23 protein-coding genes are annotated in these 21,133 nt (G+C 57.5%); 9 read left to right on the top strand and 14 right to left on the bottom strand.

Annotation, left to right across the window (positions count from 1 at the left end):
* Window positions 1-14: 14 nt before the first annotated feature.
* Together ACR0DB_RS10215 and ACR0DB_RS10210 are read left to right on the top strand one after the other, a co-directional pair.
* Window positions 15-620 (top strand): TadE/TadG family type IV pilus assembly protein, encoded by a 606-nt coding sequence (locus ACR0DB_RS10215; RefSeq protein WP_480550589.1) that lies wholly within the window; start codon window positions 15-17, stop codon window positions 618-620.
* Window positions 620-1,258: a TadE/TadG family type IV pilus assembly protein gene (locus ACR0DB_RS10210; protein ID WP_170772167.1), complete on the top strand. Its 639-nt coding sequence runs from the start codon at window positions 620-622 to the stop codon at window positions 1,256-1,258. The genes ACR0DB_RS10215 and ACR0DB_RS10210 overlap by 1 nt, the downstream gene beginning before the upstream one ends.
* Before the next feature lie 87 nt (window positions 1,259-1,345).
* Here the strand turns inward: ACR0DB_RS10210 and ACR0DB_RS10205 are convergent, their stop codons facing one another.
* Entirely contained in the window at window positions 1,346-2,482 is a 1,137-nt protein-coding gene (locus ACR0DB_RS10205; protein WP_480550587.1) for an aminotransferase, read from the bottom strand.
* Window positions 2,483-2,544: 62 nt separating this feature from the next.
* A complete protein-coding gene (locus ACR0DB_RS10200) occupies window positions 2,545-3,126 on the bottom strand; it encodes a carboxymuconolactone decarboxylase family protein (RefSeq protein ID WP_480550585.1) in 582 nt (193 codons plus the stop codon).
* Between the two features lie 149 nt (window positions 3,127-3,275).
* Here ACR0DB_RS10200 and ACR0DB_RS10195 point away from each other — a divergent pair, with 149 nt between their 5' ends.
* On the top strand, window positions 3,276-4,382 hold the full coding sequence (locus tag ACR0DB_RS10195; protein WP_480550583.1) for a hypothetical protein: 1,107 nt from the start codon (window positions 3,276-3,278) through the stop codon (window positions 4,380-4,382).
* Here the strand turns inward: ACR0DB_RS10195 and ACR0DB_RS10190 are convergent.
* From ACR0DB_RS10190 to ACR0DB_RS10175, 4 genes are read right to left on the bottom strand one after another with little or no spacing between them, the layout of a single operon-like run.
* Window positions 4,371-5,435, bottom strand: a complete 1,065-nt coding sequence (locus ACR0DB_RS10190; protein ID WP_480550581.1) for an aromatic ring-hydroxylating dioxygenase subunit alpha — start codon at window positions 5,433-5,435, stop codon at window positions 4,371-4,373. The two genes, ACR0DB_RS10195 and ACR0DB_RS10190, sit on opposite strands and share 12 nt — an antisense overlap.
* A 5-nt stretch (window positions 5,436-5,440) precedes the next feature.
* The gene (locus ACR0DB_RS10185) at window positions 5,441-5,776 is read right to left on the bottom strand and encodes a carboxymuconolactone decarboxylase family protein (protein WP_170772177.1); all 336 of its coding nucleotides are present in this window, start codon (window positions 5,774-5,776) and stop codon (window positions 5,441-5,443) included.
* Between the two features lie 12 nt (window positions 5,777-5,788).
* Window positions 5,789-6,547: an amino acid ABC transporter permease gene (locus tag ACR0DB_RS10180; RefSeq protein WP_170772179.1), complete on the bottom strand. Its 759-nt coding sequence runs from the start codon at window positions 6,545-6,547 to the stop codon at window positions 5,789-5,791.
* A 9-nt stretch (window positions 6,548-6,556) separates the two neighbouring features.
* Window positions 6,557-7,297, bottom strand: coding sequence for an amino acid ABC transporter ATP-binding protein (locus ACR0DB_RS10175; RefSeq protein WP_170772181.1), 741 nt, complete (start codon window positions 7,295-7,297; stop codon window positions 6,557-6,559).
* Between the two features lie 120 nt (window positions 7,298-7,417).
* On the opposite strand from ACR0DB_RS10175, the gene ACR0DB_RS10170 reads away from it, so the two are divergent.
* On the top strand, window positions 7,418-8,188 hold the full coding sequence (locus ACR0DB_RS10170) for a transporter substrate-binding domain-containing protein (protein WP_170772183.1): 771 nt from the start codon (window positions 7,418-7,420) through the stop codon (window positions 8,186-8,188).
* 100 nt (window positions 8,189-8,288) lie between these two features.
* Here the strand turns inward: ACR0DB_RS10170 and ACR0DB_RS10165 are convergent, their stop codons facing one another.
* From ACR0DB_RS10165 to ACR0DB_RS10155, 3 genes are read right to left on the bottom strand one after another with little or no spacing between them, the layout of a single operon-like run.
* Window positions 8,289-8,708 (bottom strand): GlcG/HbpS family heme-binding protein, encoded by a 420-nt coding sequence (locus ACR0DB_RS10165; RefSeq protein WP_480550578.1) that lies wholly within the window; start codon window positions 8,706-8,708, stop codon window positions 8,289-8,291.
* An 11-nt stretch (window positions 8,709-8,719) separates the two neighbouring features.
* Window positions 8,720-9,172 (bottom strand): MaoC family dehydratase, encoded by a 453-nt coding sequence (locus ACR0DB_RS10160; RefSeq protein ID WP_170772187.1) that lies wholly within the window; start codon window positions 9,170-9,172, stop codon window positions 8,720-8,722.
* The gene (locus ACR0DB_RS10155; RefSeq protein ID WP_480550577.1) at window positions 9,169-10,185 is read right to left on the bottom strand and encodes an aldo/keto reductase; all 1,017 of its coding nucleotides are present in this window, start codon (window positions 10,183-10,185) and stop codon (window positions 9,169-9,171) included. Before ACR0DB_RS10155 ends, ACR0DB_RS10160 begins: the two co-directional genes overlap by 4 nt.
* 157 nt (window positions 10,186-10,342) lie before the next feature.
* Between ACR0DB_RS10155 and ACR0DB_RS10150 the strand changes: the two genes are divergently transcribed.
* The 4 genes from ACR0DB_RS10150 to ACR0DB_RS10135 are packed head-to-tail and all read left to right on the top strand — an operon-like array spanning window position 10,343 to window position 14,277.
* A complete protein-coding gene (locus ACR0DB_RS10150) occupies window positions 10,343-11,488 on the top strand; it encodes an acyl-CoA dehydrogenase family protein (protein WP_480550575.1) in 1,146 nt (381 codons plus the stop codon).
* Window positions 11,485-12,255: a 3-ketoacyl-ACP reductase gene (locus ACR0DB_RS10145; protein ID WP_480550573.1), complete on the top strand. Its 771-nt coding sequence runs from the start codon at window positions 11,485-11,487 to the stop codon at window positions 12,253-12,255. Before ACR0DB_RS10150 ends, ACR0DB_RS10145 begins: the two co-directional genes overlap by 4 nt.
* A gap of 9 nt (window positions 12,256-12,264) precedes the next feature.
* Entirely contained in the window at window positions 12,265-13,413 is a 1,149-nt protein-coding gene (locus ACR0DB_RS10140) for a dihydrodipicolinate synthase family protein (RefSeq protein WP_480550571.1), read from the top strand.
* 3 nt (window positions 13,414-13,416) lie between these two features.
* Window positions 13,417-14,277: a sugar phosphate isomerase/epimerase family protein gene (locus tag ACR0DB_RS10135; protein WP_480550569.1), complete on the top strand. Its 861-nt coding sequence runs from the start codon at window positions 13,417-13,419 to the stop codon at window positions 14,275-14,277.
* A 47-nt stretch (window positions 14,278-14,324) separates the two neighbouring features.
* Here ACR0DB_RS10135 and ACR0DB_RS10130 read toward each other — a convergent pair whose 3' ends face one another.
* The 3 genes from ACR0DB_RS10130 to ACR0DB_RS10120 are packed head-to-tail and all read right to left on the bottom strand — an operon-like array spanning window position 14,325 to window position 17,002.
* The gene (locus ACR0DB_RS10130) at window positions 14,325-14,636 is read right to left on the bottom strand and encodes a Dabb family protein (RefSeq protein WP_170789147.1); all 312 of its coding nucleotides are present in this window, start codon (window positions 14,634-14,636) and stop codon (window positions 14,325-14,327) included.
* Window positions 14,637-14,654: 18 nt separating this feature from the next.
* Complete coding sequence (locus tag ACR0DB_RS10125; protein WP_480550567.1) at window positions 14,655-15,422, bottom strand: enoyl-CoA hydratase/isomerase family protein; 768 nt, start codon at window positions 15,420-15,422, stop codon at window positions 14,655-14,657.
* Entirely contained in the window at window positions 15,422-17,002 is a 1,581-nt protein-coding gene (locus ACR0DB_RS10120; RefSeq protein WP_480550565.1) for an acyl CoA:acetate/3-ketoacid CoA transferase, read from the bottom strand. The genes ACR0DB_RS10125 and ACR0DB_RS10120 overlap by 1 nt, the downstream gene beginning before the upstream one ends.
* 146 nt (window positions 17,003-17,148) lie before the next feature.
* Between ACR0DB_RS10120 and ACR0DB_RS10115 the strand changes: the two genes are divergently transcribed.
* A complete protein-coding gene (locus ACR0DB_RS10115) occupies window positions 17,149-17,967 on the top strand; it encodes an aldo/keto reductase (RefSeq protein ID WP_480550563.1) in 819 nt (272 codons plus the stop codon).
* A 55-nt stretch (window positions 17,968-18,022) separates the two neighbouring features.
* Here the strand turns inward: ACR0DB_RS10115 and ACR0DB_RS10110 are convergent, their stop codons facing one another.
* Window positions 18,023-19,621 (bottom strand): GMC family oxidoreductase, encoded by a 1,599-nt coding sequence (locus ACR0DB_RS10110; protein WP_480550562.1) that lies wholly within the window; start codon window positions 19,619-19,621, stop codon window positions 18,023-18,025.
* Window positions 19,621-21,126: an aldehyde dehydrogenase family protein gene (locus ACR0DB_RS10105; protein WP_480550560.1), complete on the bottom strand. Its 1,506-nt coding sequence runs from the start codon at window positions 21,124-21,126 to the stop codon at window positions 19,621-19,623. Before ACR0DB_RS10105 ends, ACR0DB_RS10110 begins: the two co-directional genes overlap by 1 nt.
* Window positions 21,127-21,133: the final 7 nt, after the last annotated feature.

The raw sequence follows: 21,133 nt of genomic DNA, 5'->3' as shown, positions 1-21,133 counted from the left end.
GGAGTGTTTGAATCATGATGAATTTCGCAAAAATCCCCACCCCTTCTGCGGCAACGCACGGGCGTGCAAGCGGGACCTTTTTTCAGCGCATCCGGGCCTGGCGCAAAAACGAAGATGGTGCAGTCCTGGTCGAATACGCGCTCTGTCTGCCATTGCTTTTGCTGATGCTCTTTCTGACGCTTGAGTTTGCCCATCTGAAGATGCGGCAGATCTCTCTCGATCGGGTAACCGACCAGACATTTCGCGAATTGCGACTGGGTCTGATCCCCAACCCAGACCACGACAGCGTCAAAGATGCGATGTGTGCCAAAACGCTGGCCCGGATCATTCTCTGGGATTGCTCGGAAAGCCTGTTGTTGCAGGTGCGCGAAGTTGAAAGATCGGTTTGGAATCTGGATCTGGGTCAAACCAATTGCCTGGATACGACTCCCGAGGACGGCTATATGCCGCCGATTGATTTCACGGCAGGTATCGAAAATCAGTTGATGATTGCACGCGCCTGTTTGATCCAGCGCTCTCTGTTTCCCCCGATGGACGCTTTGCGGTCTTTGCCACGCTATGATGAGTTCGGCAATTTCGCCCTTGTTTCAAAATCTGCCTTTGTGAACGAGCCCTTCTGATGTTTTCCAAACTCAAGACACATGCCCGCGCTATTCATTGTGCAATCCTCCGCTTTAAAGATGACACAAGCGGCGCAGCACTTGTGGAAATGGGGATGGTGCTTCCATTTTTGATTCTACTGACCTCTGGCGGCCTTGTGGTCCAGGACGCGATCCGGGTGTCTTATATCCAGTCGAAGGCGACCTATACGGTATCCGACATGGTTAGCCGTGAAGACAGTTTTATTGATGCCAACTATTTCGACGGGATGGACAGTGTCTTCAGGTTCCTGACTGATAACGGCTATCCAACCGAGCTACGCATATCGACGGTCGAATGTACCGAAAATTGCGCGGATGAATCGCAACGGGTGCTGGAGTTCTGTTGGTCCGAATCCACTGACGGGCTGTTGGACCTGACAAATGACGAAATAGACTTGTACGCAAGTCGCATTCCGTTATTCGCGCAAGGCGACACGATGCTGATGACCGAGTCTTTTTTGGACTACACTCCTTTGCTGGGTGATTTTATCATCTCGCCAAGCAGATACGCCTCGATTGCCTTCACGCGCCCCCGAATCGCACCTCAAATCAAATTTGATGTGGGCGCTGTAGATGTGGACGGGAACCCCATTGTTTTGGATTGCTTCAACAACTAAAGACTTATTCGATAACTTGAAGTGGCCTTTGTTCAGCCGCTTTCGGACCGCAAGCAAACACACAAGCTATGCCCTTGGCTTTTGTTTTCAGCTGCTTGTGTGGGCTCGATGACGAGTAAGGAAACCCGAAAAACGTTCCAGCCCCAGCTTTAGATCTGCCGCCGGATTAGTATAGCCCAGCCGCAGCCAGCCTTCCATTTCCAGCGCGCTGCCTGGGGTCAGCATCACGCCTTCTTCTTGCAATAGCGCGACGCATAGATCGCGCGATGTCATCGGCAGATCGTATTTTAGCAGCGCGGTGGTGCCGGACATAGGCTCGACCCAGCTCAACAGAGGTTCCGACGCGATCCAGTCCTTTACAATCTGAAGGTTCTCGCGCGTGATCCTTTGGCTGCGGGCCAGTATCTTGTCACGGTTTTCCAGCGCGATTGCGGCCAGAAACTCGTCCACGACACCGACCGAGATGGTGTTATAGTCGCGATGGATCATCACCTGGTTCAGCATGTCTTTTGGTCCGGCAATCCAGCCCACGCGCAGCCCCGCCAATGAAAACGTCTTTGAGGTGCTGGCTGTGCTGATCCCCTTTTCGTAGATATCCGCGACCGATGCGGTAAACCCGCCGCCTGTCTGGTCGGTGCCGCGATACACCTCATCACATAGCAGCCAGGCGTCCACGCTTCGGGCGATATCCACGATTTGGTCCAGCAACGCACGATCCATCAGCGCACCGGTTGGATTGTTGGGGTTATTGATCGCAATCAACCGCGTATCTGGGCGGATCATCGCGCGCAGCTCGTCCAGGTCGGGCAGGAACGCGTTTTCTGACCGCAGGTGCAACAGTTGGATGTCTGCGCCAATGCTTTTGGGTATCGAATAATGCTGCTGATAGGTCGGAATGACCGAAATCACGTGATCCCCACGCGACACCAGCGTTTGATGTACCAGTGCATTGGCACCGATGGTGCCATGGGTGGTCAGGATATTGTCACGGTTCAGGGTTTCGTACATGCCGCTGATTGCATCGCGCAACCGATCCGACCCTTCGATTGCGCCATAGGACATCTTCATCGCCGACAGGTCATTCAGAATGCTGTTGTGTTGACCAGACATCTCAAACAACTCGCCCAACGTGATGGATTCCACACAGGTTTCGGCCAGGTTGAGCTCGCAAGTTGTCTCGAACTCGTTCATCCACATTTCAACGCCGAACGGTTTGATGTGCATTGTCGCCTCGTGGTTTTAGTTCGTTGCTGTCCAAGGGGCGCGTTGCGCGGCCCCTATAGTGGTTACTCATCGGCCTTGTAGTAGCCGATGACATCATTCTCGGTCGTTGCACCAAGCCCGTTGAGCAATCTGTTGGAATAGTTGAAATAGGCGCAGACCTGATTGACCTCGAGGATCTCTCCGTCAGAGCAACCTGCGATTTTCAAAGCCTCAAAGTCCGACTTCACCATTCGGCCGACATCGGTGGTCAATTTGCCCGCGTATCGCAGCAACGCCAGTTCTTTGCCCTCGAACTCATCCTCGGGGCGGTGCGCCTTCAGGGCAGTAAAGATGCGGTCGCTGCGGGGTTGGTCTTTCAACAGGTTGCGCACATTCATGAAGTGATGGGTCAGCGAATAGGTGCAATCGTTCAGTATCGAAGTATAGCTGGCCACAATCTCAAGAAACCAAAACGGCAGCTGGTTGTCGTCGGAATGCAGGACCGAGCGGTACAGCGTGACATGCCCGTTCATCGTTTCGGGCCGCAGGGAATGGACGCGCATGACGGTGTCGACCGTGCCATGCGGGGTGCGAGCCTTGTCCAAAAGCTCTTTCAACCGGCCTTCGGCCTGATCATCCGAAACCATTTCGATCCAAGCGCTCATGCCGGGGCCTCCTGTCTAGAACGACCTCAGGTTATGGGCGAAGGCAACGCGGGTGTCAGCAGATATTTTTCCTGCAAAGTCATTTTTGCTAGATCACAGGATCGTGAGCGGGATAGTCTGCACTGTGAAATCGCGCAGGAGCCACCATCATGATTCGTCCGAACCAGAAAGCGGGCGCTGAAAACCTGTTGTTCAACTGCGCCGGGCTGTCGTCAGGCGACCACCTTCTTGTGCTGCGCGAAGACCCCGACTACGCCTATTACGATTCCGAGATCGCTGATGTTATTGTGGAATGCGCCCGTCAGAACGGCGTCAGGGCGTCGGTGCAAACCATACCCTTTGACCCGATGGAAGCGCGATTGCCGCAGTCCGTCGTGGCTGAAATGAAGGCAGCCGATCGCACATTGTTCCTGTCGCGCACGGGTGATCAGCTTCGCTTTAATCCCGAGATTTCGAATATCCGGCCGATCATGTCCTATGCGCTGGATGTCGAGATGTTGGGATCGGGATATGGCTCGGCCGATTATGCGGGGTTTGTCACGCTCAAGAATGCGGTGAACACAGCGCTGGCGGATGCGACGCACATTCATGTCACCTGCCCGCTTGGCACCGATTTCTGCGGACCGGGCGCTGCATTCCCGACCGCCAGTGCGGCGGATGTCAGCGTGACCCGCTTTCCAATGTCGGTCTTTGCGCCGGTACCTTCGGCGGGGTTTTCGGGCGTGGTCATACAGGATGGGTTTCTGGTCGGGACCGGGTCGAAATTCTACGAACCATATGGCTGCGATTTGCAGGAACCGCTTGCGGTCGCGTTTGAAGACAACAGGTTAACGGGCTTCTCGGGCCATCCAATGGACGTGCATTGCGCGCAGATGCACTACGAGAAGGTCGGCCAGATGTTCGACCTAGACCCGATGACAATGCATTCCTGGCACGCAGGCATTCACCCTGGCTGCGCCTACCCCACCCTCGCGCATGAGAATTACGAACGCTGGAGCGGCTCGGCCTTTGGCAACCCCCGTTTGATGCATTTTCATACCTGCGGAAACTATGCGCCGGGTGAGATCTGCCTGAACGTGCTGGATCCCACAATCCGCGTCGACGGCGTGGCCGTGTGGGAGCACGGCGTATTCCGGCCTGAGCTGATTGAGGGCGGCTCCGATATTCTTGAGGCCTATCCCAGCATCCGGGCCGTGTTCGACGTCCCTGCGCAACAGGTCGGTCAAGGCCCGAACGGCCGGTTGTCAGCCGGCTAGTCGCGCGGCCTCTTCCCCGGCGATCAGTTTGGCGACACGGGCCCGGAACCGCATGGCGCCTGCGTCCAGCCCCAGATTGATATACCCTGTCTTACGGCGCGCCATGCCGGTCTGGACATGTTCCAGCACCTCTTTGTCCTCGTTGAACGCCATGACTGCACCGTCAAACATACGCTGAGACATGGCCGCGTCATCCGCATGCATGTTGCGATGCTGGAACCAGAAATAGCGTGAGTTCTCACCATCGACCGGCGTGATGAAGTTGTACGAAATATTGACAAACGCGTTTGCTGAAAAGGGCCGGTCCGCCCCGCCCTCGCCCGTTGGAGTATAGACGGACATATTAATCGCCGTCGCGGGCAGGCGGCATTCGTAGTGCTGCTTGCGGTCACAGCTTGGGCCAAAGGGCAAGATTGGAGCGTAATATGGCGGCGCGGGCTCATCCGCGATCCAGCGCGAGACGATGACTCCGTCTTGTGTTTCCTCCAGATCCAGCGGGCGGTTGTCGGTTCCGGCCCCGGCGAATGAGGTCAGGTGCACCCAGGCCACATGGCTGGGGTCAAGCAGGTTGTCGATAATATAAAGGTAGTGACACGCCATTTCCATCGCGCCCTTTTGGGTTTTACCCCAGTCCGGGTTGTCGAAATTGGGGATGTCGATGATGTCATCTGTGCTGGCCTGCTCCGGGTTGCCCATCCACAGCCACAGAAAGCCCCAGCGATCCTCGGCCGGATAGGCATGCACTGCGGCGCGGCGCGGGGGGTTATCCAACTGGGTCGGCGCACTGACGCATTCGCCGCCACAGCCGAAGGTCAGCCCGTGATAGCCGCAAACCACGTGGTCGCCCTCGATTGTCCCTTGGGACAGGGGCAGTTTGCGGTGTGGGCAGGCATCTTCCAGCGCGATGGCTTTGCCAACGGTGTCGCGGTAGATGACAATCTCTTCGTCCAACATACGCAGGGCGGTCAGGTTGCGACCAAAATCTTCAGACCGTCCGGCGACATACCAGGTGTTGCGAATGTAGCCTTCAGCTCCGGCCAGATCAGGGCGCATGGGGGTTACTCCGAAAATTCGTCAAAGGCTTTCAGTGCTTTGGCACTGTAGGCAAAGGATGGGCCGCCGCCCATATAGGTGGCCATGGACAGGGCCTCGCACAGTTCGTCGCGCGTGACCCCCAGACGGACCAGGGACTTGACGTGGAACCCGATGCAACTGTCGCAGCGAGTGGCGATGGCAATCCCCAGAGCAATGAATTCCTTCGTCTTTTCGCTGAGGACGCCGTCGGTTTTCGCCGCCTTGCCCATGATACCGAAGCCGCGCACGGTGTCGGGGATTTCTTTTGACAGGGTGCCGATATTGGCCTCGGTCTCGGCCATGAAGTCTTTCCAGTCCATGACTGTTTCTCCTTATCCGCGCTCATCCGCGCCCATGCGGCGTTCCAGCCAGCGTACGCCCGCGCTGATGATCAGAACCAGGATCAGGTATTCGAAAATCAGCAGCGTATAGATCTCCAGCGGGCGGTATTCCGTCACCACCAACTCATTCGCGCGGCGGGTCAGTTCCTGCATCCCGATGACGCTGGCAAAGGCGCTCATCTTGACGATGTAGATGAACTGGTTGGCCAGCGGCGGCAGAATGCGCCGGATCGCCTGCGGCAGGATCACATAGCGCATGGTCTGCACATAGTTCAGCCCGATGGTCTGCGCCGCCTCGCGTTGGCCGCGCGCGATGGATTGAATGCCCGCGCGGTAAATCTCGGCCGTAAAGGCGCTGTCGGAAATCGCCAGCGTGATGATCGCGCCCCAGAAAGGATCGATTGGGATGTTCAACCCCATGGACTGGAACACGATGGGCAGGCCGTAAAACACCCAGAACAGCATCGGCAGCAGAGGAATCGCGCGAACGAATTCGACATAGATCCGGTTGACCCAGCGCCAGCCGCGTTTCTCTGACAGGCCGGGCAGCGCGACCATCAGGCCGAGTACGATCGACAGCACGGCGGCGATCAGCGAGATCTGGATCGTCGCCCACATGCCCGAGATTAGGAATTTCACATTCGTCCAGCCCGATTGCGTGGTCGGGTCGATCACATACCAGCCCCAAGTCTGGGACGAAGAACAGCCCGCCAGCAACAGCAAGGGCACGATCAGCAGAAGTTTTTTCATCGGCCTCTCTCAGTGCTGTAGAATCTGCGACAGGAATTTGCGGCAGCGCTCGGATTGCGGGTTGGTGAAGAAATGTTCGGGGTGCCCTTCCTCGACAATCTCACCGGCATCCATGAAGATCATCTTGTCGGCCACTTTGCGGGCAAAACCCATCTCGTGCGTGACGACAACCATGGTCATCCCCTCTTGCGCCAGTTCGACCATGACGTCCAACACTTCGGAAATCATCTCGGGGTCCAGGGCCGAAGTCGGTTCGTCGAACAACAATACGCGCGGCTCCATGCACAGAGAGCGGGCAATTGCGACGCGCTGTTGCTGGCCACCCGAAAGCTGAATGGGGCGCTTGTCGGCCTGATCGGGGATATGGACGCGGTCCAGATAGTGGCGGGCTTTTTCCTCGGCTTCCTTGCGGGACAGGCCTCGCGCCTTGATCGGGCCGAGGGTCAGGTTTTCAAGCACGGTCAGATGCGGAAACAGATTGAATTGCTGAAACACCATGCCAACCTCGGACCGGATCGTGGCGACGGATTTGGGATCGTCGGTCAGCTCGACCCCATCCACCCGGATCGCGCCTTTCTGGTGCTTTTCCAACTGGTTGATACATCTGACAACCGTGGACTTGCCCGACCCGGAAGGGCCGCAAATGACGACCTTTTCCCCGGCATTCACGGTCAGGTTGATGTCTTTCAGAACATGAAAGTCGCCGAACCATTTGTTCACGCCCGCAAGTTCTATGGCGGCTTCTGACATTGGCCGACCTGCCCCTTTTTGTTGATATTAGAATATTTTCTTGAGGTTATCTTTGGCTTTGCGCTTAAATCAACCACGAAAGCGGCCACGAAGTCGAAACACCACCAACAGGAGAAGTCCATGAAGAGTATATGCAAAGCCGCCGCCATTGCGGCGCTTAGTCTGGTCGTGACGGGTGCAGCCCACGCGCAGTCGGCCCTGAACGAGGTGCTGGATTCCGGCGTGCTGAAGGTGGGTACGACGGGGGATTGGAACCCTATGTCGCTGCGCGATCCGGCGACCAATAGCTACAAGGGCTATGACATCGACATCATGAACGAACTGGCCGCCGATCTGGGGGTTGAGGTCGAGTATGTGCCGACCGACTGGAAAACACTGGTCAATGGCGTCGTGGCAGGCAAGTACCACCTGACGGGCTCGGCCTCGATCTCACCGCCGCGCATGAAGGTCGCGGGGTTCTCGGACAGCTATATCTCGGTCGAACTGTTCCCCTACACAACCAAGGACAAGGCTGACAAGTTCGACGGGTATGACTCGATCAACCAGCCGGGCGTCAAGGTCGCCACCACTTTGGGCACCACCTTTGAAAAACGTGTGCGCGAATGGTTCCCGAATGCCGAGATCAAAGTGGTCGAGGCCCCGGCCCGCGGCTTTCAGGAGGTGATCGCCGGGCGTGCCGACGTGTTCATCACCTCGAATATCGAAGGCTCAACGCTGGAAGAAAAATTCCCAGTTGTGCGAGTCAAGAATGCGGGCCCACGGTCACCCTCGCCGATTGCGATGATCCTGCCGCAGGGCGATCAGGTCTGGATCAACTATGTGAACAACTGGATCGAAGTCAAAAAAGCCCAAGGGTTCTTCGACCAGAACCGCGAGAAATGGGGGCTTTGAGCCGCTCAAAGCTCAAAAGCCCGGCTGCATAAGCCGGGCTTTCGTTTCGGTGCGCGCTCGGCGCTGGCAACGCCAGAAGCCGGGCATTGATTGCTTGAGGTCAGAGGCCGATCGCGTCGAGTCCGGCCTTGGCGCATTGCACGTCCTCTGGCCCTGCTGCGCCAGATACGCCAATCGCGCCGATCAGAACTCCATTCTCGTGAACCGGTATCCCGCCCTCCCATGCGCAAATATTGGGGCGATTGACCATTCCCAGTTGGAGCTCTGGCCCGGACAGCATGCGTTTTGCGAAATCCTGGGTGGATTTGCCAAGAACCGCGGTTCGGGCCTTGTCCAATGCAAATCCAGCAACAGCCGCAGGCGCGTTGTCCATCCGCCCCGCCGCCAGCATGTGACCGCTGGCATCAACGACGATTGCGGCAACTGCCCAGCCATTTTGCTGAGCGTGCCCTATGGCCGCCTGAACGGCTGTGGACGCTGCGCTGCACGTGATCATCTTTTTCGAGATCGAAACCGACATCTCTTCCCCATCTATAAGTCAAAGATCAATTCGTTGGTACCCTGCTGAACCCGCTGATCATCCTGGTTCAGAACATCGAAGTGGAACGCGATAATCCCGCGCTTGCCAGACGCGGTGATGCGTTTTGCCGTCACCGTCAGAACAGCTCGTATCCTGTCGCCCGCAAATACCGGGTTTTCAAAACGCCAATCCCAACCCAACGAAGCAAGACCACCCAGTTTTGCTTCGGCCTGGAATTTCAGCCCATCGACCACCGAAAGCACCAAAAGTCCATGGGCCACCCGAGACCTGAAGCCCCGAGCGCGCGCGACGTCATCATCCAGGTGCAGCGCGTAACGGTCCCCGGTCAGGTTCGCAAAGCTCGTGATCAGGTCCGCCGATATCTCGGCCGTTTCGGTATGTATAAGATCACCGGTTTCCAGGTCATGAAACCCGTAGGTGCCGGCCTTTAGGAGCCCAGTCATGCGGGAACCGGAGCGTCCTCGCGCAGCAACCCTTTGGTTTTCAAATCGGACCAGAAATCGGCCGGAATGTCGTGGCTGAACCAGTTGAGGTTCTGATCCAACTGCTCGACCGTCCGTGTTCCAGCCATGAAGGTCGGTACCGCCGGGTGGGCGACGACAAATTGCAGCGCGGCTGCCGGCAGTGGAACATCATACTCGGCGCAGACGGCTTCGATTTTACGGACCTTTTCCATTATGTCTGCCGGGGCTGGCGCATAGTTGTACTTGGCCCCTTCTTTGGCGCCGGTCGCCAGAATGCCTGAGTTGAACCCCCCTCCCACGACAACGGCGGCGCCGCGCTCTTCACACATGGGAAGGAATTTATTCAAAGCATCCTGTTCCAGTAGCGTATAGCGTCCGGCCAACAGAAAGCAGTCAAAGTCGCGCTGTTCCAAGGCGGCGTGGCAGACTTCCCATTCGTTGACGCCTACGCCAATCGCCTTGACAATGCCTTGATTGCGCAGGCTTTCCAGTGCCTTCCAGGCCCCATCCATTGCCTGCTTGAACACTTCGGGCTGTTCGTCGCCACGGGTGAACACGTCGATATCGTGGATAAAGCAAATATCCATCCGTTCCAGCCCCATGCGTTGCAGACTGTCCTCGAACGAGCGCATCACACCGTCATAGCTGTAGTCGAAATGCATGGTGAAGGGGGCAGCATTGGTCCAAGGTTCAAAGTTGATATCCTGACGGCGCGCCGGTTTCAGAACACGCCCAACCTTGGAGGACAGGATGAAATCGTCCCGATTCTTCCAGCGCAGGCTTTGACCGGTGCGCAATTCGGACAGGCCGTGGCCGTACATTGGTGCCGTGTCGAAATAGCGAACACCAGCATCCCACGCGTGCTGAATCATCGCGTCCGAGGTTTGCTCGTCAATCTCGCGAAAGATGTTGCCAATCGGCGCAGTGCCAAAGCCGAAGGTGGATACTTCAAGATCTACGCGGCCGAATTTGGCCTTGGAATTTGGTGTCATGCAAACCTCCCTTGCGCAAACCGGGGCGGTCCGATCTGCCTTCTTATAAGTAACTGTTTGGTTATTTATATCAATTCACACTCTCGATCAAGCCACTTGACGCGGGCACCTAGGACATCATATTAGTAACTGATTAGTTACATTTGGGGACGCCACCATGTTTCTGACCGAAACACATATCCAGGTCCGCGATATGACCCGCCAGTTCGCACAGGATGTCATTCGCCCCGCCGCGGAAGAACTAGATCGCGATTCTCGTTTTCCCTCTGAAATCTATGACCAAATGGCTGAACTCGGCCTGTTCGGTATCGGCGTACCTGAAGAATTGGGGGGGGCCGGATTCGACACTTTGACCTATGCCTTGGTGATGGAGGAATTATCTCATGGTTACGCCTCAATCGCGGATCAATGTGGCCTTCTTGAACTGGTGACGACCCTACTGGTGCGCCACGGGACGGCCGAGCAACAAAGCAAATTGTTGGGGGAATTGCTGGCCGCAAAAATGCGCCCTGCCTATTGCATCACGGAACCCGAAGCGGGCACCGACGTGTCTGGCATCCGTACTACGGCGGTACGTGATGGCGACGGCTGGGTGTTGAATGGCGGTAAAATCTGGATTCACAACGCGCCCGTTGCGGATGTGGGTTTTGTTCTGGCTCGAACCGACCCCGAGGCCGGGCATCGCGGCATGTCGATTTTCATGGTCGACCTGCATGCTAATGGCGTTACGCGCGGCCCGAAAGAGATCAAGATGGGCCAGCGCGCCAGCCAGGTTGGCCCGCTCTCCTTCGACGATGTGCGCCTGTCCGCCGATGCGCTGCTGGGCACAGAAGGGCGCGGGTTCCACATGATGATGAGCGTTCTGGACAAAGGCCGCGTAGGCATCGCTGCTCTTGCAGTGGGGATCGGTCAGGCCGGTCTAGAAGCCGCAACGGACTATGCGAAGCAGCGCAAACAGTTCAACAAGCCGATCTCAGATTTTCAGGGTGTCCAGTGGTTGTTGGCCGATATTGCCAAAGACGTCGAAGCCGCCCGTTTGCTAGTTCATTCTGCCGCTTACAAAATCGACGCAGGTCAGGATGCAACCAAGGCATGCTCTATGGCAAAATGCTTTGCCGGTGACATGGCTGTGCAGCGGTCCTCGGATGCGGTGCAAGTCTTTGGTGGATCCGGGTATATTCGCGGTTTTGAGGTTGAACGGCTTTACCGCGACGCCAAGATCACCCAGATTTATGAAGGCACCAACCAAATTCAACGTATGATCATCGCACGGGAACTGCTTGCAAAAGGGGCTGCTACATGAGCAGACAGGTTGCATTAGTAACAGGATCGTCCCGCGGGATTGGTCTAGCGGCTGCCATAGCCTTGGCAAAACAAGGGTTTGCCATCGCTGTGAACGGCCCGGAAGCGGACGCAGAGTTGCAGGCCGCGCTGGACAGGGTTCGCGACCTTGGTGTTCCGGCCGTGGCGGCTGCGTTCGATGTCTCGTCCATCGACGCTCATGAAGCGCAACTGTCGTCCATCGAATACCAGCTGGGCCCTCTGACGACCTTGGTCAACAATGCCGGCGTTGGCGTTCTTCAGCGCGGAGATCTGTTGGAGGTGTCCGAAGAAAGCTATGACCGCTGTATGGAAATCAACACCAAGGCAATGTTCTTTCTGTCTCAGGCCTTTGCCAAACGTCTGCTGGCGCGGGATCGCGATGCAAACGCGTTCCATTCAATTGTCAACGTGACCTCGTCAAACGCGTCCGCAGTCGCGGCGCCGCGCGCGGAATATTGCGCGTCAAAAGCGGCGGCGGCTATGGTGTCGAAAACCTTCGCCGTGCGGCTGGGTCCCGAGAATATCGCGGTCTACGACGTGCAGCCCGGACTGATCGCGACCGAGATGACCGCCCCGGTGATCGACAGCTATGAACAGCGCGCCAAAGATGGGTTGGCCCTGTTCCCGCGTGTCGGTCAGCCCGAGGATATGGGCAATATCATCGCCTCGCTGGCCAGCGGCAAACTTCCCTATACCACCGGACAGGTGATCTCGGCCGATGCCGGGATGCTGGTCCCCCGTTTCTGAGGTCGACTGATGAAGATCAAACTGCCTGATACGGCCGGAACGCTGCATGACTATGCCCTTGTCGGCACTCCTGTTGCGCCGTCGAAGCTGACGCCCAATTCGGCCCGCGTGCTGTATTCCGCTGCCCATGTCGTGGCGGACCCGTTTGGTGATCACGACCCTACAGGTCCCGCTCAGGTGGATTGGGCCAAGACCATGGAATTCCGCCACTATTTGGCTGGGATGGGTATGGGCATCGCCGAAGCGATGGACACCGCCCAACGCGGCATGGGGCTGGACTGGACCGGAGCATTAGAGCTGATCCGGCGCACGAAAGAAGAGCTGCCGGATGCCCTGGTCGCCAATGGCTGTGGGACGGATCATCTGGACCCGGCAGAGGCCACATCGCTGGACGATGTCCGCCGCGCTTATCTGGAGCAGGTCGAAGCAATCCAAAAACTGGGCGGACGCATTATCCTGATGGCGTCTCGGGCGCTGGCCAAGGTGGCGACGGGGCCGGATGACTATATCGCGGTTTACTCCGACGTGCTGGAGGCCTGCGATCACCCGGTCATCCTGCATTGGTTGGGCGAGATGTTTGACCCTCAGCTTGCTGGATATTGGGGCGGCACAGGTTTTGACGATGCGCTGGACACCGCGCTGACCGTGATCCGCGCCAATCCGGACAAGGTCGACGGTATTAAAATCTCGCTATTGGACGCGGAAAAAGAGATCATCATGCGCCGCCTTCTGCCGGACGGGGTCAAGATGTATACCGGCGACGATTTCAATTACCCCGAACTCATCGAGGGTGATGAGCAAGGCTTTTCGCACGCCCTGCTGGGGATATTCGACCCCCTCGCCCCGGCGGCGGCCTATGCGGTCAGCAAACTGAGCGAAGGTGATACCGCGGCCTTCCGCGCGACGTTGGACCCGACCGTTCCACTTGCCCGGCACATATTCCGCGCGCCCACGCAATACTACAAAACTGGCGTGGTGTTTCTGGCATGGCTGAACGGGTTTCAGGATCATTTCGTGATGTTGAACGGCGCGCAGGCGACCCGGTCTTTGCCCTATTTCACCGATTGCTTCAAAATGGCAGATGAATGCGGCTTGTTGCGCGACCCTGATCTGGCGGTTTCGCGCATGGGGCATATGCTGAAGCTCTACGGGGTCTGATTTTTGCGCGATTTCTCTGACGATCATTCTGCGCTGGCGCTGAATACGGCTACGTTAGGCCACAATCTTGATGGCCATGGTGCCGGATGGTCGCCCGAGCAGGTGATCGACGCCTGCGCGGCGCGCGGCTATGGCGGCATCACCTTCTGGCGGCGCGAGTTGAGTGGGCGCGAGGTGGAAATCGGCGACCGGGTGCGCGCGGCAGGGATGCAAGTGGTCGGTCTGTGCCGGACGCCATTTCTGACCGGACCGCTGGCCTTGCCCTCGGACCAGCAGATTATGGATGATTTCTACCTGTCCATTGATCAGGCCGCAGGCCTTGGGACGAACGTCCTGACTATCGTCACTGGCGGACCAGAGCCCGGAACCAAAGGTGTTCTGGACAGTCAGAAAATCCTGGCCGACCGGGTGGCGCGGGCGGCGCCCTATGCAGCGGACCGAGGCGTTAACCTAGCGCTGGAACCCCTGAACCCCGCGACAGCCGGGAACCGGACCTGTCTGATGACAGCGGCGGATGCGCTGAATGTTTGCGATGCTGTTGGAGCAGAAAATGTGGGCGTTGCCATCGACGTTTACCATGTCTGGTGGGACACTACGCTGGCCGACACGTTGGCCCGCCGAGCGCAAGGCCGCATATTGGGATATCACCTGTGTGATTGGCTGGCCGACACGACCGACGTCTTACTCGATCGCGGTATGATGGGAGACGGCGTCGCCGATCTGCGTGCCCTGCGTGATGCGGTAGAATCTGCCGGCTATTACGGGCTGTGCGAGGTCGAGATTTTCTCGGCCGAAAACTGGTGGAAACACGACCCCGATGAGGTTCTAAACACGATCGTCAGCCGCTTTCGCGCCTGTTGCTGAGCGTCACGCAGGCCCTGCCACGGCGGACTGACCTGCGCTGTCGGGTGCTACATCTCGATGTCGCAGACAAAGACGCCGTCCGCGCCGCCCTCCAGTTTGGCCACAATCCGTCCGCCAATTTCTTGATGGGTGGGGTCCACAAGGTAAGCGTCACGCACCGAAATGTCCCGAAAATCAAACCAGAACATGTCGTTGAACCCCCGCACCAGGGGCGTTTCGACCGAGATATTCTTACGGTGCTGAAAATCCAGAATGCCGTCGATATGGCCCGAAAGCGCGGCCAGATCATCGTAGAGCGCTTGTTTTTCACCCTCTGACACGGTGTCAGCAAAGCGCAGGTGGACAAGGTGGCGGATCATGCTTGTGTCCTTTGGATGTTACTTCCAGAAATCTGCTTTTTTGCGGGCCTTGAAGGCGGTCAACCCGGTCTGAAGCTCGGGCTGCATAGCGGCAGCGCGGCCAGCCAAAACTTCGAAAACGCGTTCACGCTCTTCGCCCTCGGCGGCGTTGATCAGCATTTTGACCAACTCGGTCGCAATAGGCCCACGATGGCGCAGCGTTTCGGCCAGTTCGGTCGCGGCAGCCAGACCTTGGCCTTGTTCAACGACCTGATCCACCAACCCCAGACGCTCGGCCTCGACCGCGTCGAACTGAGTTCCGAACAGTGCCATGCGGCGCACGGTTTGCGCTCCGAAACGACGCACGGTGCGTTGTGTACCGGACCAGCCCGGAATGATGCCCAAGGCAGGTTCGGGTTGGCCAATTCGGATATGCGCCTCGGCGATGCGCAGATCGGCGCAAGCGGCCAGTTCCAACCCACCCCCCAACGCATGACCGTTCAGCACAGCGATCACCGGCTGCCGCAGCCGCGCCAAAGCGTCCAAGGCCTGGTGCCCGTCGCGCAGCCAGTGCCGCGCAAATCCATCGGGCGTATGATCGGCCCAGGCATCAATGTCTCCGCCTGCGCAAAACGCCCTGCCTTCGCCGGTCAGAATGACAACATGTGCATCCTCTGCCCTTTCGATCTGACGACACAACGCCAAAAGATCAACCATCATCGCTTCGGTCAGCGCGTTCAGCCGGTCCGGGCGGTTGATCGTCAGCCGCGCTATGCCGTTTTGGATATCGAGCAGGAAATGGTCCATCACGCCGACTGCAACTCCAATCCCATCAATGCCGGATCAAACAGATCGGCATCCATGGTTTTCAAATCCTCCGAGACCAGCAAGGGAGTTGCTGCCTGATCCAGAATATCCCGCTGCAAGTCTAGGCCCGGTGCAATTTCGGTGATCATCAGCCCATCATCGGTCAGTTTGATCACACAGCGCTCGGTCACATAGGTCACGTCCTGCCCCTGCATCTGCGCGCGCTGGCCCGAGAAGGAAATCTGGTCAACCTCGTCCACAAACTTGGCCACTTTCCCCTCTTTCAGGATGGTGATCTGCCCATTCTCGACCGTCATTTTTGCGCCCGCATTGAAATTGCCCGAGAACACGATCTTGCGCGCCCGCGCCGTGATATCAACGAATCCTCCGGCCCCCGCCGTGCGGTGCGGGATGGCCGACAGGCGCGAGACATTGACCGAGCCGTGTTTGTCCACCTCAAGGAAGGACAGAAGCGAGGCATCAAAGCCACCCGCCTGGAAGTAACAGAACTGATGCGGTGACGGCACGAACGCCTCGGCATTGGCCGAACAGCCAAATTTGAAATCCAACAGCGGCACACCGCCCACTGCGCCCTGCTCAATCATCCATGTGACCGAGCCATGCAGCCCCTCTTCGACCAGAATGCGCGGAACGTTGGCTGAGATGCCGAAACCGATATTGACGGCCCAGCCGTCTTTCAGTTCTTTCGCGACGCGGCGGGCAATGACCTTGCCAATGTTGAACTCGGCCGTGCGAAAGCTTTCGATGGGACGGGTCAATTCGCCCGAGATTGCGGGGTCGTATTCTGTGGCAGTGGTCTGCAACTGATCGGGCGCTTCGACAATCGCGTCCACCAGAATACCCGGCACATGTACGTCATGGGGACGGATACTGCCCGCCGCCGCGATCCGCTTTGCCTGCGCGATGACCACACCGCCATTGTTGCGAGCCGCCAGTGCCATTTCCATCGCGCCTAGATAGGCTCCTTCATGCTCAAAGCTCAGGTTGCCTTTTTCGTCAGCTGTGGTCGCGCGGATAATGGCAACGTTGGGGGCCATGGATTTGAAATACAGCCAATCTTCGCCCTCAAACTTCATTCGTTTGACAATGGGCTCGGCCCGCGCCGCTGCATTCATGGCGCAGCCTTCAATCTGAGGATCGACAAAGGTGTCCATTCCCACTTTGGTCAGAACACCGGGCCGTTTGGCCGCCGCTTCGCGCAGCATGTCGAAGATGATGCCTGAGGGCACGTTATACGCCCGCACCTGCTCGCCCGTGATCATCTGCCAGATCAAGGGCGGTTCAGCATTGCTGGGACCTGACGGATACGAGCCACCAATGATCCGCGTCAGCAGACCAGGTTTGGCAATATGATCGACCCCTTTGGTGCCAAAGAAATCTCCGGCCGCGATGGGATGAATGGTGGTCAGGTTTGTCGGCGCGTTTTCCTCATCGAAACGTTCGCCCAAACCCTTCAGAACCGCATCGGGACAGCACAGACCGCTGGACGAATTCACCGCCACAGTCGCCCCATCTGGTACGAGATTGGCTGCTTCGCGCGCTGTCATCTGCTTTGTCATGCGATCCTCACGAAAGTAACTAATTGGTTATAAGTTTATGCCTTGGCGGGCGTCAAAAGGCAACTGAAATTACCAAAACGAAGGAATTGACCTGAATACAAGTAACTATTAGGTTACTTGCAAACTTGTCCTTTGGGAGGATCATCGTGAACATATACTTTCAGAATACCAATCAACGTACATTTGGCACTTTTCCACTGACCGAGAAAGAGCTTCGCGACGCAATGGGCATCGCGGCTGAGGTTGGGTATCGTTCCTTCGATACAGCACAAATGTATGGAAATGAAAAAGAAACCGGTGACGCGCTGGCCGATCTGGGATTGCCCCGCGAAGAGATCTGCGTGACAACTAAAGTGCACCCCGACAATTTTGGCGCAGCAGAGTTCTTGCCTTCGGTCGAGGAAAGCCTCAAGAAACTGCGTCTGGACTATGTCGATGTTCTGTTGCTGCACTGGCCGCCGATCGGAGGGGATATCGCACCTTCGCTGCAACTGCTGGCGCAAGCTTATGAAAAGGGGTTGGCGAAGAATATTGGTGTATCGAACTATACCGCCCAGATGATGCGTGACGCGGTAAAAATCATTGATGCGCCGATTGTCTCGAACCAGGTCGAGTTTCATCCTTTGCTGAATCAGGATGTCCTGCTGGCCGCTGCCACCGAGACAGGTATTCCGCTGTCGTCTTATTGCTCAGTCGCGCGCGGCGAGGTGTTCAAGCATCCGCTTTTTGCCGAGATCGGCGCAGGCTATGGAAAAACGGCGGGGCAGGTCGTGCTGCGTTGGATTCTGCAAAAAGGGGTGTCGATCAACACCATGTCCACCAAACGGGCCAACATTCAGGCCAATTTCGACGTTATGGATTTCACGCTGTCCAGCATCGACATGGACCGGATCGACGCGATGACCCAAACCGGATACCGGATTGTAACCGAAGATCTAGTGCCGTGGGCCCCCGAGTGGGACTAAGGAAAAAAAGCGGTGCCGGGATACGGCACCGCCAGTTTGGGGAACGCTTTCAAGTTCAGTGATTGCCCCGGATCATGTCCGATGCTTTTTCGGCCATCATGATTGTCGGTGCGTTGGTGTTTGATCCGATCAGGCTGGGCATCGCCGAGCTATCGCAGATTCGCAGCCCATCAACCCCGCGCACCCGCATTTGCGGATCGACCACCGCCATCTCATCCACACCCATTTTGCAAGTACATGTTGGGTGATAGGAGGTACGGCCATATTGGCGGGCATAGGCTTCGTATTCGGCCTGTGTTTTCACGTTGTCACCGGGGAAGTGAATTTTGCGGATGTAGTTTTGAAGGCTTTTCTGCCGAAAAATCTCGACGCTGTGCTTCACTCCTTCGACCGAGATTTTCAGATCATCCGGGTGACCCAGGAAATTGGGATCAACCAGCGGCATATCCTCGACCTTGTTCGAACGTAGACGTACGGTGCCGCGCGCCTTGGGACGGACAGTATACGAATTCAGCGTAATGCCCGAACTGCCTTTGGGCACACTGGGAACCCCGGCCTCGGCACCGGCCCCCGCAAGGAAATGAAATTGCAGATCCGGCACCGTGGCCGTGTCGTCTCCATACCAGAACGCCCCGCCTTCAACCACGTTCGAAGTAACAGGCCCTGAGCCGAACAGGTAATACTGTATTCCAGCCCAGGCCGCCCAATGGGGCTTGTTGTATTTGTCCAAACTATAGTGCCCGTTCAGTTCGGCCACGATATCGATGCCGAAATGGTCGTTCAGGTTCTCACCCACACCGGGCAAGTCTTGTTTCACCTCGATCCCGTGCTCGCGCAGATGCGCGGCGGGGCCGACACCCGACAACATCATCAGCTTGGGTGTTCCAATAGCGCCCGAAGTGATCAGCACCTCCTGATCCGCCGATGCCGTCTCAACCTGTCCGCCCTGATCGAATTCAACACCGGTCGCCCGGCCATTTTCGATGACAATCCGATGCACCTGACACCCAGTTTTGACCGTCAGGTTCCCGCGCGACATCGCAGGTTTCAGATATCCTACAGCAGCCGAGCAGCGTTTCGCATTCCAAGTGGTCGTCTGGTAAACGCCTGCACCTTCCTGAACCGCCCCGTTGAAATCCGGGTTATAAGGGATGCCCGCCTCTTGGCACGAGCGTACAAAGGCGCGGGTCATCTCTTGCGGGTCTGGGATGTTGGACACACCCAAAAGCCCTTCGGTCCCGTGCCAGTCTCCGGACAGGATCGCATTGCGTTCGGAGCGAATGAAGTATTTCTGGATATCCTTGAAGGCCCAGCCCTCGCACCCTTCCTCATTGGCCCAACGGTCATAATCGACCGGGTTGCCGCGCGTGAACACCTCGGCATTGATCGAGCTTCCACCACCGATCACCCGGCCCTGAGCATAGGGGATTTCGCGATTGTTGGCGTTGACTTGCGGGACGGTGTTAAAACCCCAGGTATGCGGCCCGTCCGTCATCTTGGCAAAGCCCACAGGCATGTGGATCAACGGGTGCTTGTCCTTTCCGCCCGCCTCCAGCAGCAGCACCTTGACGGCGCCGTCTTCGGTCAGGCGATTGGCCAAAACACAGCCCGCTGATCCGCCACCAACGATGATATAGTCAAATCCGATTGCCATTACTCTACCCAATGTGACCGTTTGCCGATCTCGACATGGATCGACTTGATCTGCGTATATTCCTCGACGCCATGCATCCCGGCCTCGCGGCCCCAACCAGATGCCTTGAATCCGCCAATCGGCAGTTCGGGTCCCCCAGCCAGGGTTGTGTTGACCCAGAACCGTCCCGCCTGAACACGGCGAGAAATCGTCAGCGCCTTGTCGATATTCTTGGTCCAGACACTTGCCGCCAGACCGTATTCAGTATCGTTGGCAATCGAGATCGCTTCGTCAATCGTGTCGAAAGGGATGACGACCAGAACCGGTCCAAAAATCTCTTCCCGCGCGATGGCCATGTCGTTGGTCGCATTGGTGAAGATGACCGGGTCGATATATTGCCCACCCGCGATTTCGGGCGTTCCGCCCCCGATCAGCAGGGTCGCGCCCTCTTCCTGACCCTTGGCGATGTAGGACAGGATGCTGCGGTTCTGCGCGTCTGTCGTGATCGCGCCCGCCTGGGTGCGCTCGTCCAACGGATCGCCCACGCGGACCTTGCGCAGCTTGTCCGCGACCATGCCTGCAAACTTTTCTGCAACCGAGCGTTCAACGAGCAAGCGCGCGCCGGATACACAGCACTGGCCCGTGTTGAATGCGATGCCGAAAGCTACGCCATCGGCTGCGTCTTCTAGGTCGGCATCGGCAAAGACGATCTGAGGGTTCTTGCCCCCAAGTTCCAAGCCTAGCTTTTTGAAATTGCTCTGCCCCGACGCTGCAACGACCGATCGACCAACAGCGGTCGAGCCGGTAAAGGACAGCATATCCACATCCATGTGTTCCGCCAGCTTCTGGCCGATCACGCTGCCTGATCCGGTGACCACGTTGAACACACCATCCGGCAATCCCGCTTCCGACAGGATCTCGGCGAGCAATAAGGTCGTGGCACTGGTCACCTCGGAAGGTTTGGCAACGATCGTGCAGCCCGAAGCGAGGATATAAGGCACCCGTTCGCAAAGGATCAGGAAAGGGAAGTTCCAAGGCGTGATCAGGCCAACCACGCCAACGGGCTCGCGTGTGACAATCCCCATGGCGCCGTCGCCACTGTTGTTAAAGCTGTCACCGTGCAGAGCCCGCGCCAAACCTGCTGCAAATTCGAACATGCCAACGCAACCGCTGACCTCGCCCCGCGCTTGGCTGATGGGTTTGCCGTTCTCCAGCGTCTCCCAATAGGCAATTTCATCGGTGCGCTGGCGGATCAACTCAGCGGCTTTAAGCAAGACCGCCGCGCGGTCGGCCCCGGACAACCCACACCACCGGCGGTCGTCGAAGGCCGTGCGGGCCGAAGCGACAATGGTGTTCAGATCGTCCTCTGTACAACGCGGAATACGTGTAACTGGCACGCCATGTCCGGGCGAAGACCGCTCGAACAGATCGCGGTCTCCGGCAGGTACCCAGCGGCCCTCCATGAAGAACCCGAACTCACGAGGCTCGGAGGGTGGCGTCAGTATCTGTGCGTTTTGGTCCATCATCTGGTCT

Source organism: Ruegeria sp. AB6, assembly GCF_056542685.1.
Note: the sequence above shows the minus strand (reverse complement) of the source record. Positions and strands in the feature narration are given on the sequence as shown.

What these genes read in the sequence shown, in the direction of transcription:
- ACR0DB_RS10120 (WP_480550565.1), bottom strand. Translation starts at nt 17,002, where the DNA reads ATGACAAAGCAGATGACAGCGCGCGAAGCAGCCAATCTCGTACCAGAT.
- ACR0DB_RS10155 (WP_480550577.1), bottom strand. Translation starts at nt 10,185, where the DNA reads ATGACACCAAATTCCAAGGCCAAATTCGGCCGCGTAGATCTTGAAGTA.
- ACR0DB_RS10110 (WP_480550562.1), bottom strand. Translation starts at nt 19,621, where the DNA reads ATGGCAATCGGATTTGACTATATCATCGTTGGTGGCGGATCAGCGGGC.
- ACR0DB_RS10190 (WP_480550581.1), bottom strand. Translation starts at nt 5,435, where the DNA reads ATGCGCCCTGATCTGGCCGGAGCTGAAGGCTACATTCGCAACACCTGG.
- ACR0DB_RS10140 (WP_480550571.1), top strand. Translation starts at nt 12,265, where the DNA reads ATGAAGATCAAACTGCCTGATACGGCCGGAACGCTGCATGACTATGCC.
- ACR0DB_RS10175 (WP_170772181.1), bottom strand. Translation starts at nt 7,297, where the DNA reads ATGTCAGAAGCCGCCATAGAACTTGCGGGCGTGAACAAATGGTTCGGC.
- ACR0DB_RS10185 (WP_170772177.1), bottom strand. Translation starts at nt 5,776, where the DNA reads ATGGACTGGAAAGACTTCATGGCCGAGACCGAGGCCAATATCGGCACC.
- ACR0DB_RS10215 (WP_480550589.1), top strand. Translation starts at nt 15, where the DNA reads ATGATGAATTTCGCAAAAATCCCCACCCCTTCTGCGGCAACGCACGGG.
- ACR0DB_RS10170 (WP_170772183.1), top strand. Translation starts at nt 7,418, where the DNA reads ATGAAGAGTATATGCAAAGCCGCCGCCATTGCGGCGCTTAGTCTGGTC.
- ACR0DB_RS10200 (WP_480550585.1), bottom strand. Translation starts at nt 3,126, where the DNA reads ATGAGCGCTTGGATCGAAATGGTTTCGGATGATCAGGCCGAAGGCCGG.
- ACR0DB_RS10125 (WP_480550567.1), bottom strand. Translation starts at nt 15,422, where the DNA reads ATGGACCATTTCCTGCTCGATATCCAAAACGGCATAGCGCGGCTGACG.
- ACR0DB_RS10160 (WP_170772187.1), bottom strand. Translation starts at nt 9,172, where the DNA reads ATGACTGGGCTCCTAAAGGCCGGCACCTACGGGTTTCATGACCTGGAA.
- ACR0DB_RS10150 (WP_480550575.1), top strand. Translation starts at nt 10,343, where the DNA reads ATGTTTCTGACCGAAACACATATCCAGGTCCGCGATATGACCCGCCAG.
- ACR0DB_RS10165 (WP_480550578.1), bottom strand. Translation starts at nt 8,708, where the DNA reads ATGTCGGTTTCGATCTCGAAAAAGATGATCACGTGCAGCGCAGCGTCC.
- ACR0DB_RS10105 (WP_480550560.1), bottom strand. Translation starts at nt 21,126, where the DNA reads ATGATGGACCAAAACGCACAGATACTGACGCCACCCTCCGAGCCTCGT.
- ACR0DB_RS10180 (WP_170772179.1), bottom strand. Translation starts at nt 6,547, where the DNA reads ATGAAAAAACTTCTGCTGATCGTGCCCTTGCTGTTGCTGGCGGGCTGT.
- ACR0DB_RS10195 (WP_480550583.1), top strand. Translation starts at nt 3,276, where the DNA reads ATGATTCGTCCGAACCAGAAAGCGGGCGCTGAAAACCTGTTGTTCAAC.
- ACR0DB_RS10145 (WP_480550573.1), top strand. Translation starts at nt 11,485, where the DNA reads ATGAGCAGACAGGTTGCATTAGTAACAGGATCGTCCCGCGGGATTGGT.
- ACR0DB_RS10205 (WP_480550587.1), bottom strand. Translation starts at nt 2,482, where the DNA reads ATGCACATCAAACCGTTCGGCGTTGAAATGTGGATGAACGAGTTCGAG.
- ACR0DB_RS10130 (WP_170789147.1), bottom strand. Translation starts at nt 14,636, where the DNA reads ATGATCCGCCACCTTGTCCACCTGCGCTTTGCTGACACCGTGTCAGAG.
- ACR0DB_RS10210 (WP_170772167.1), top strand. Translation starts at nt 620, where the DNA reads ATGTTTTCCAAACTCAAGACACATGCCCGCGCTATTCATTGTGCAATC.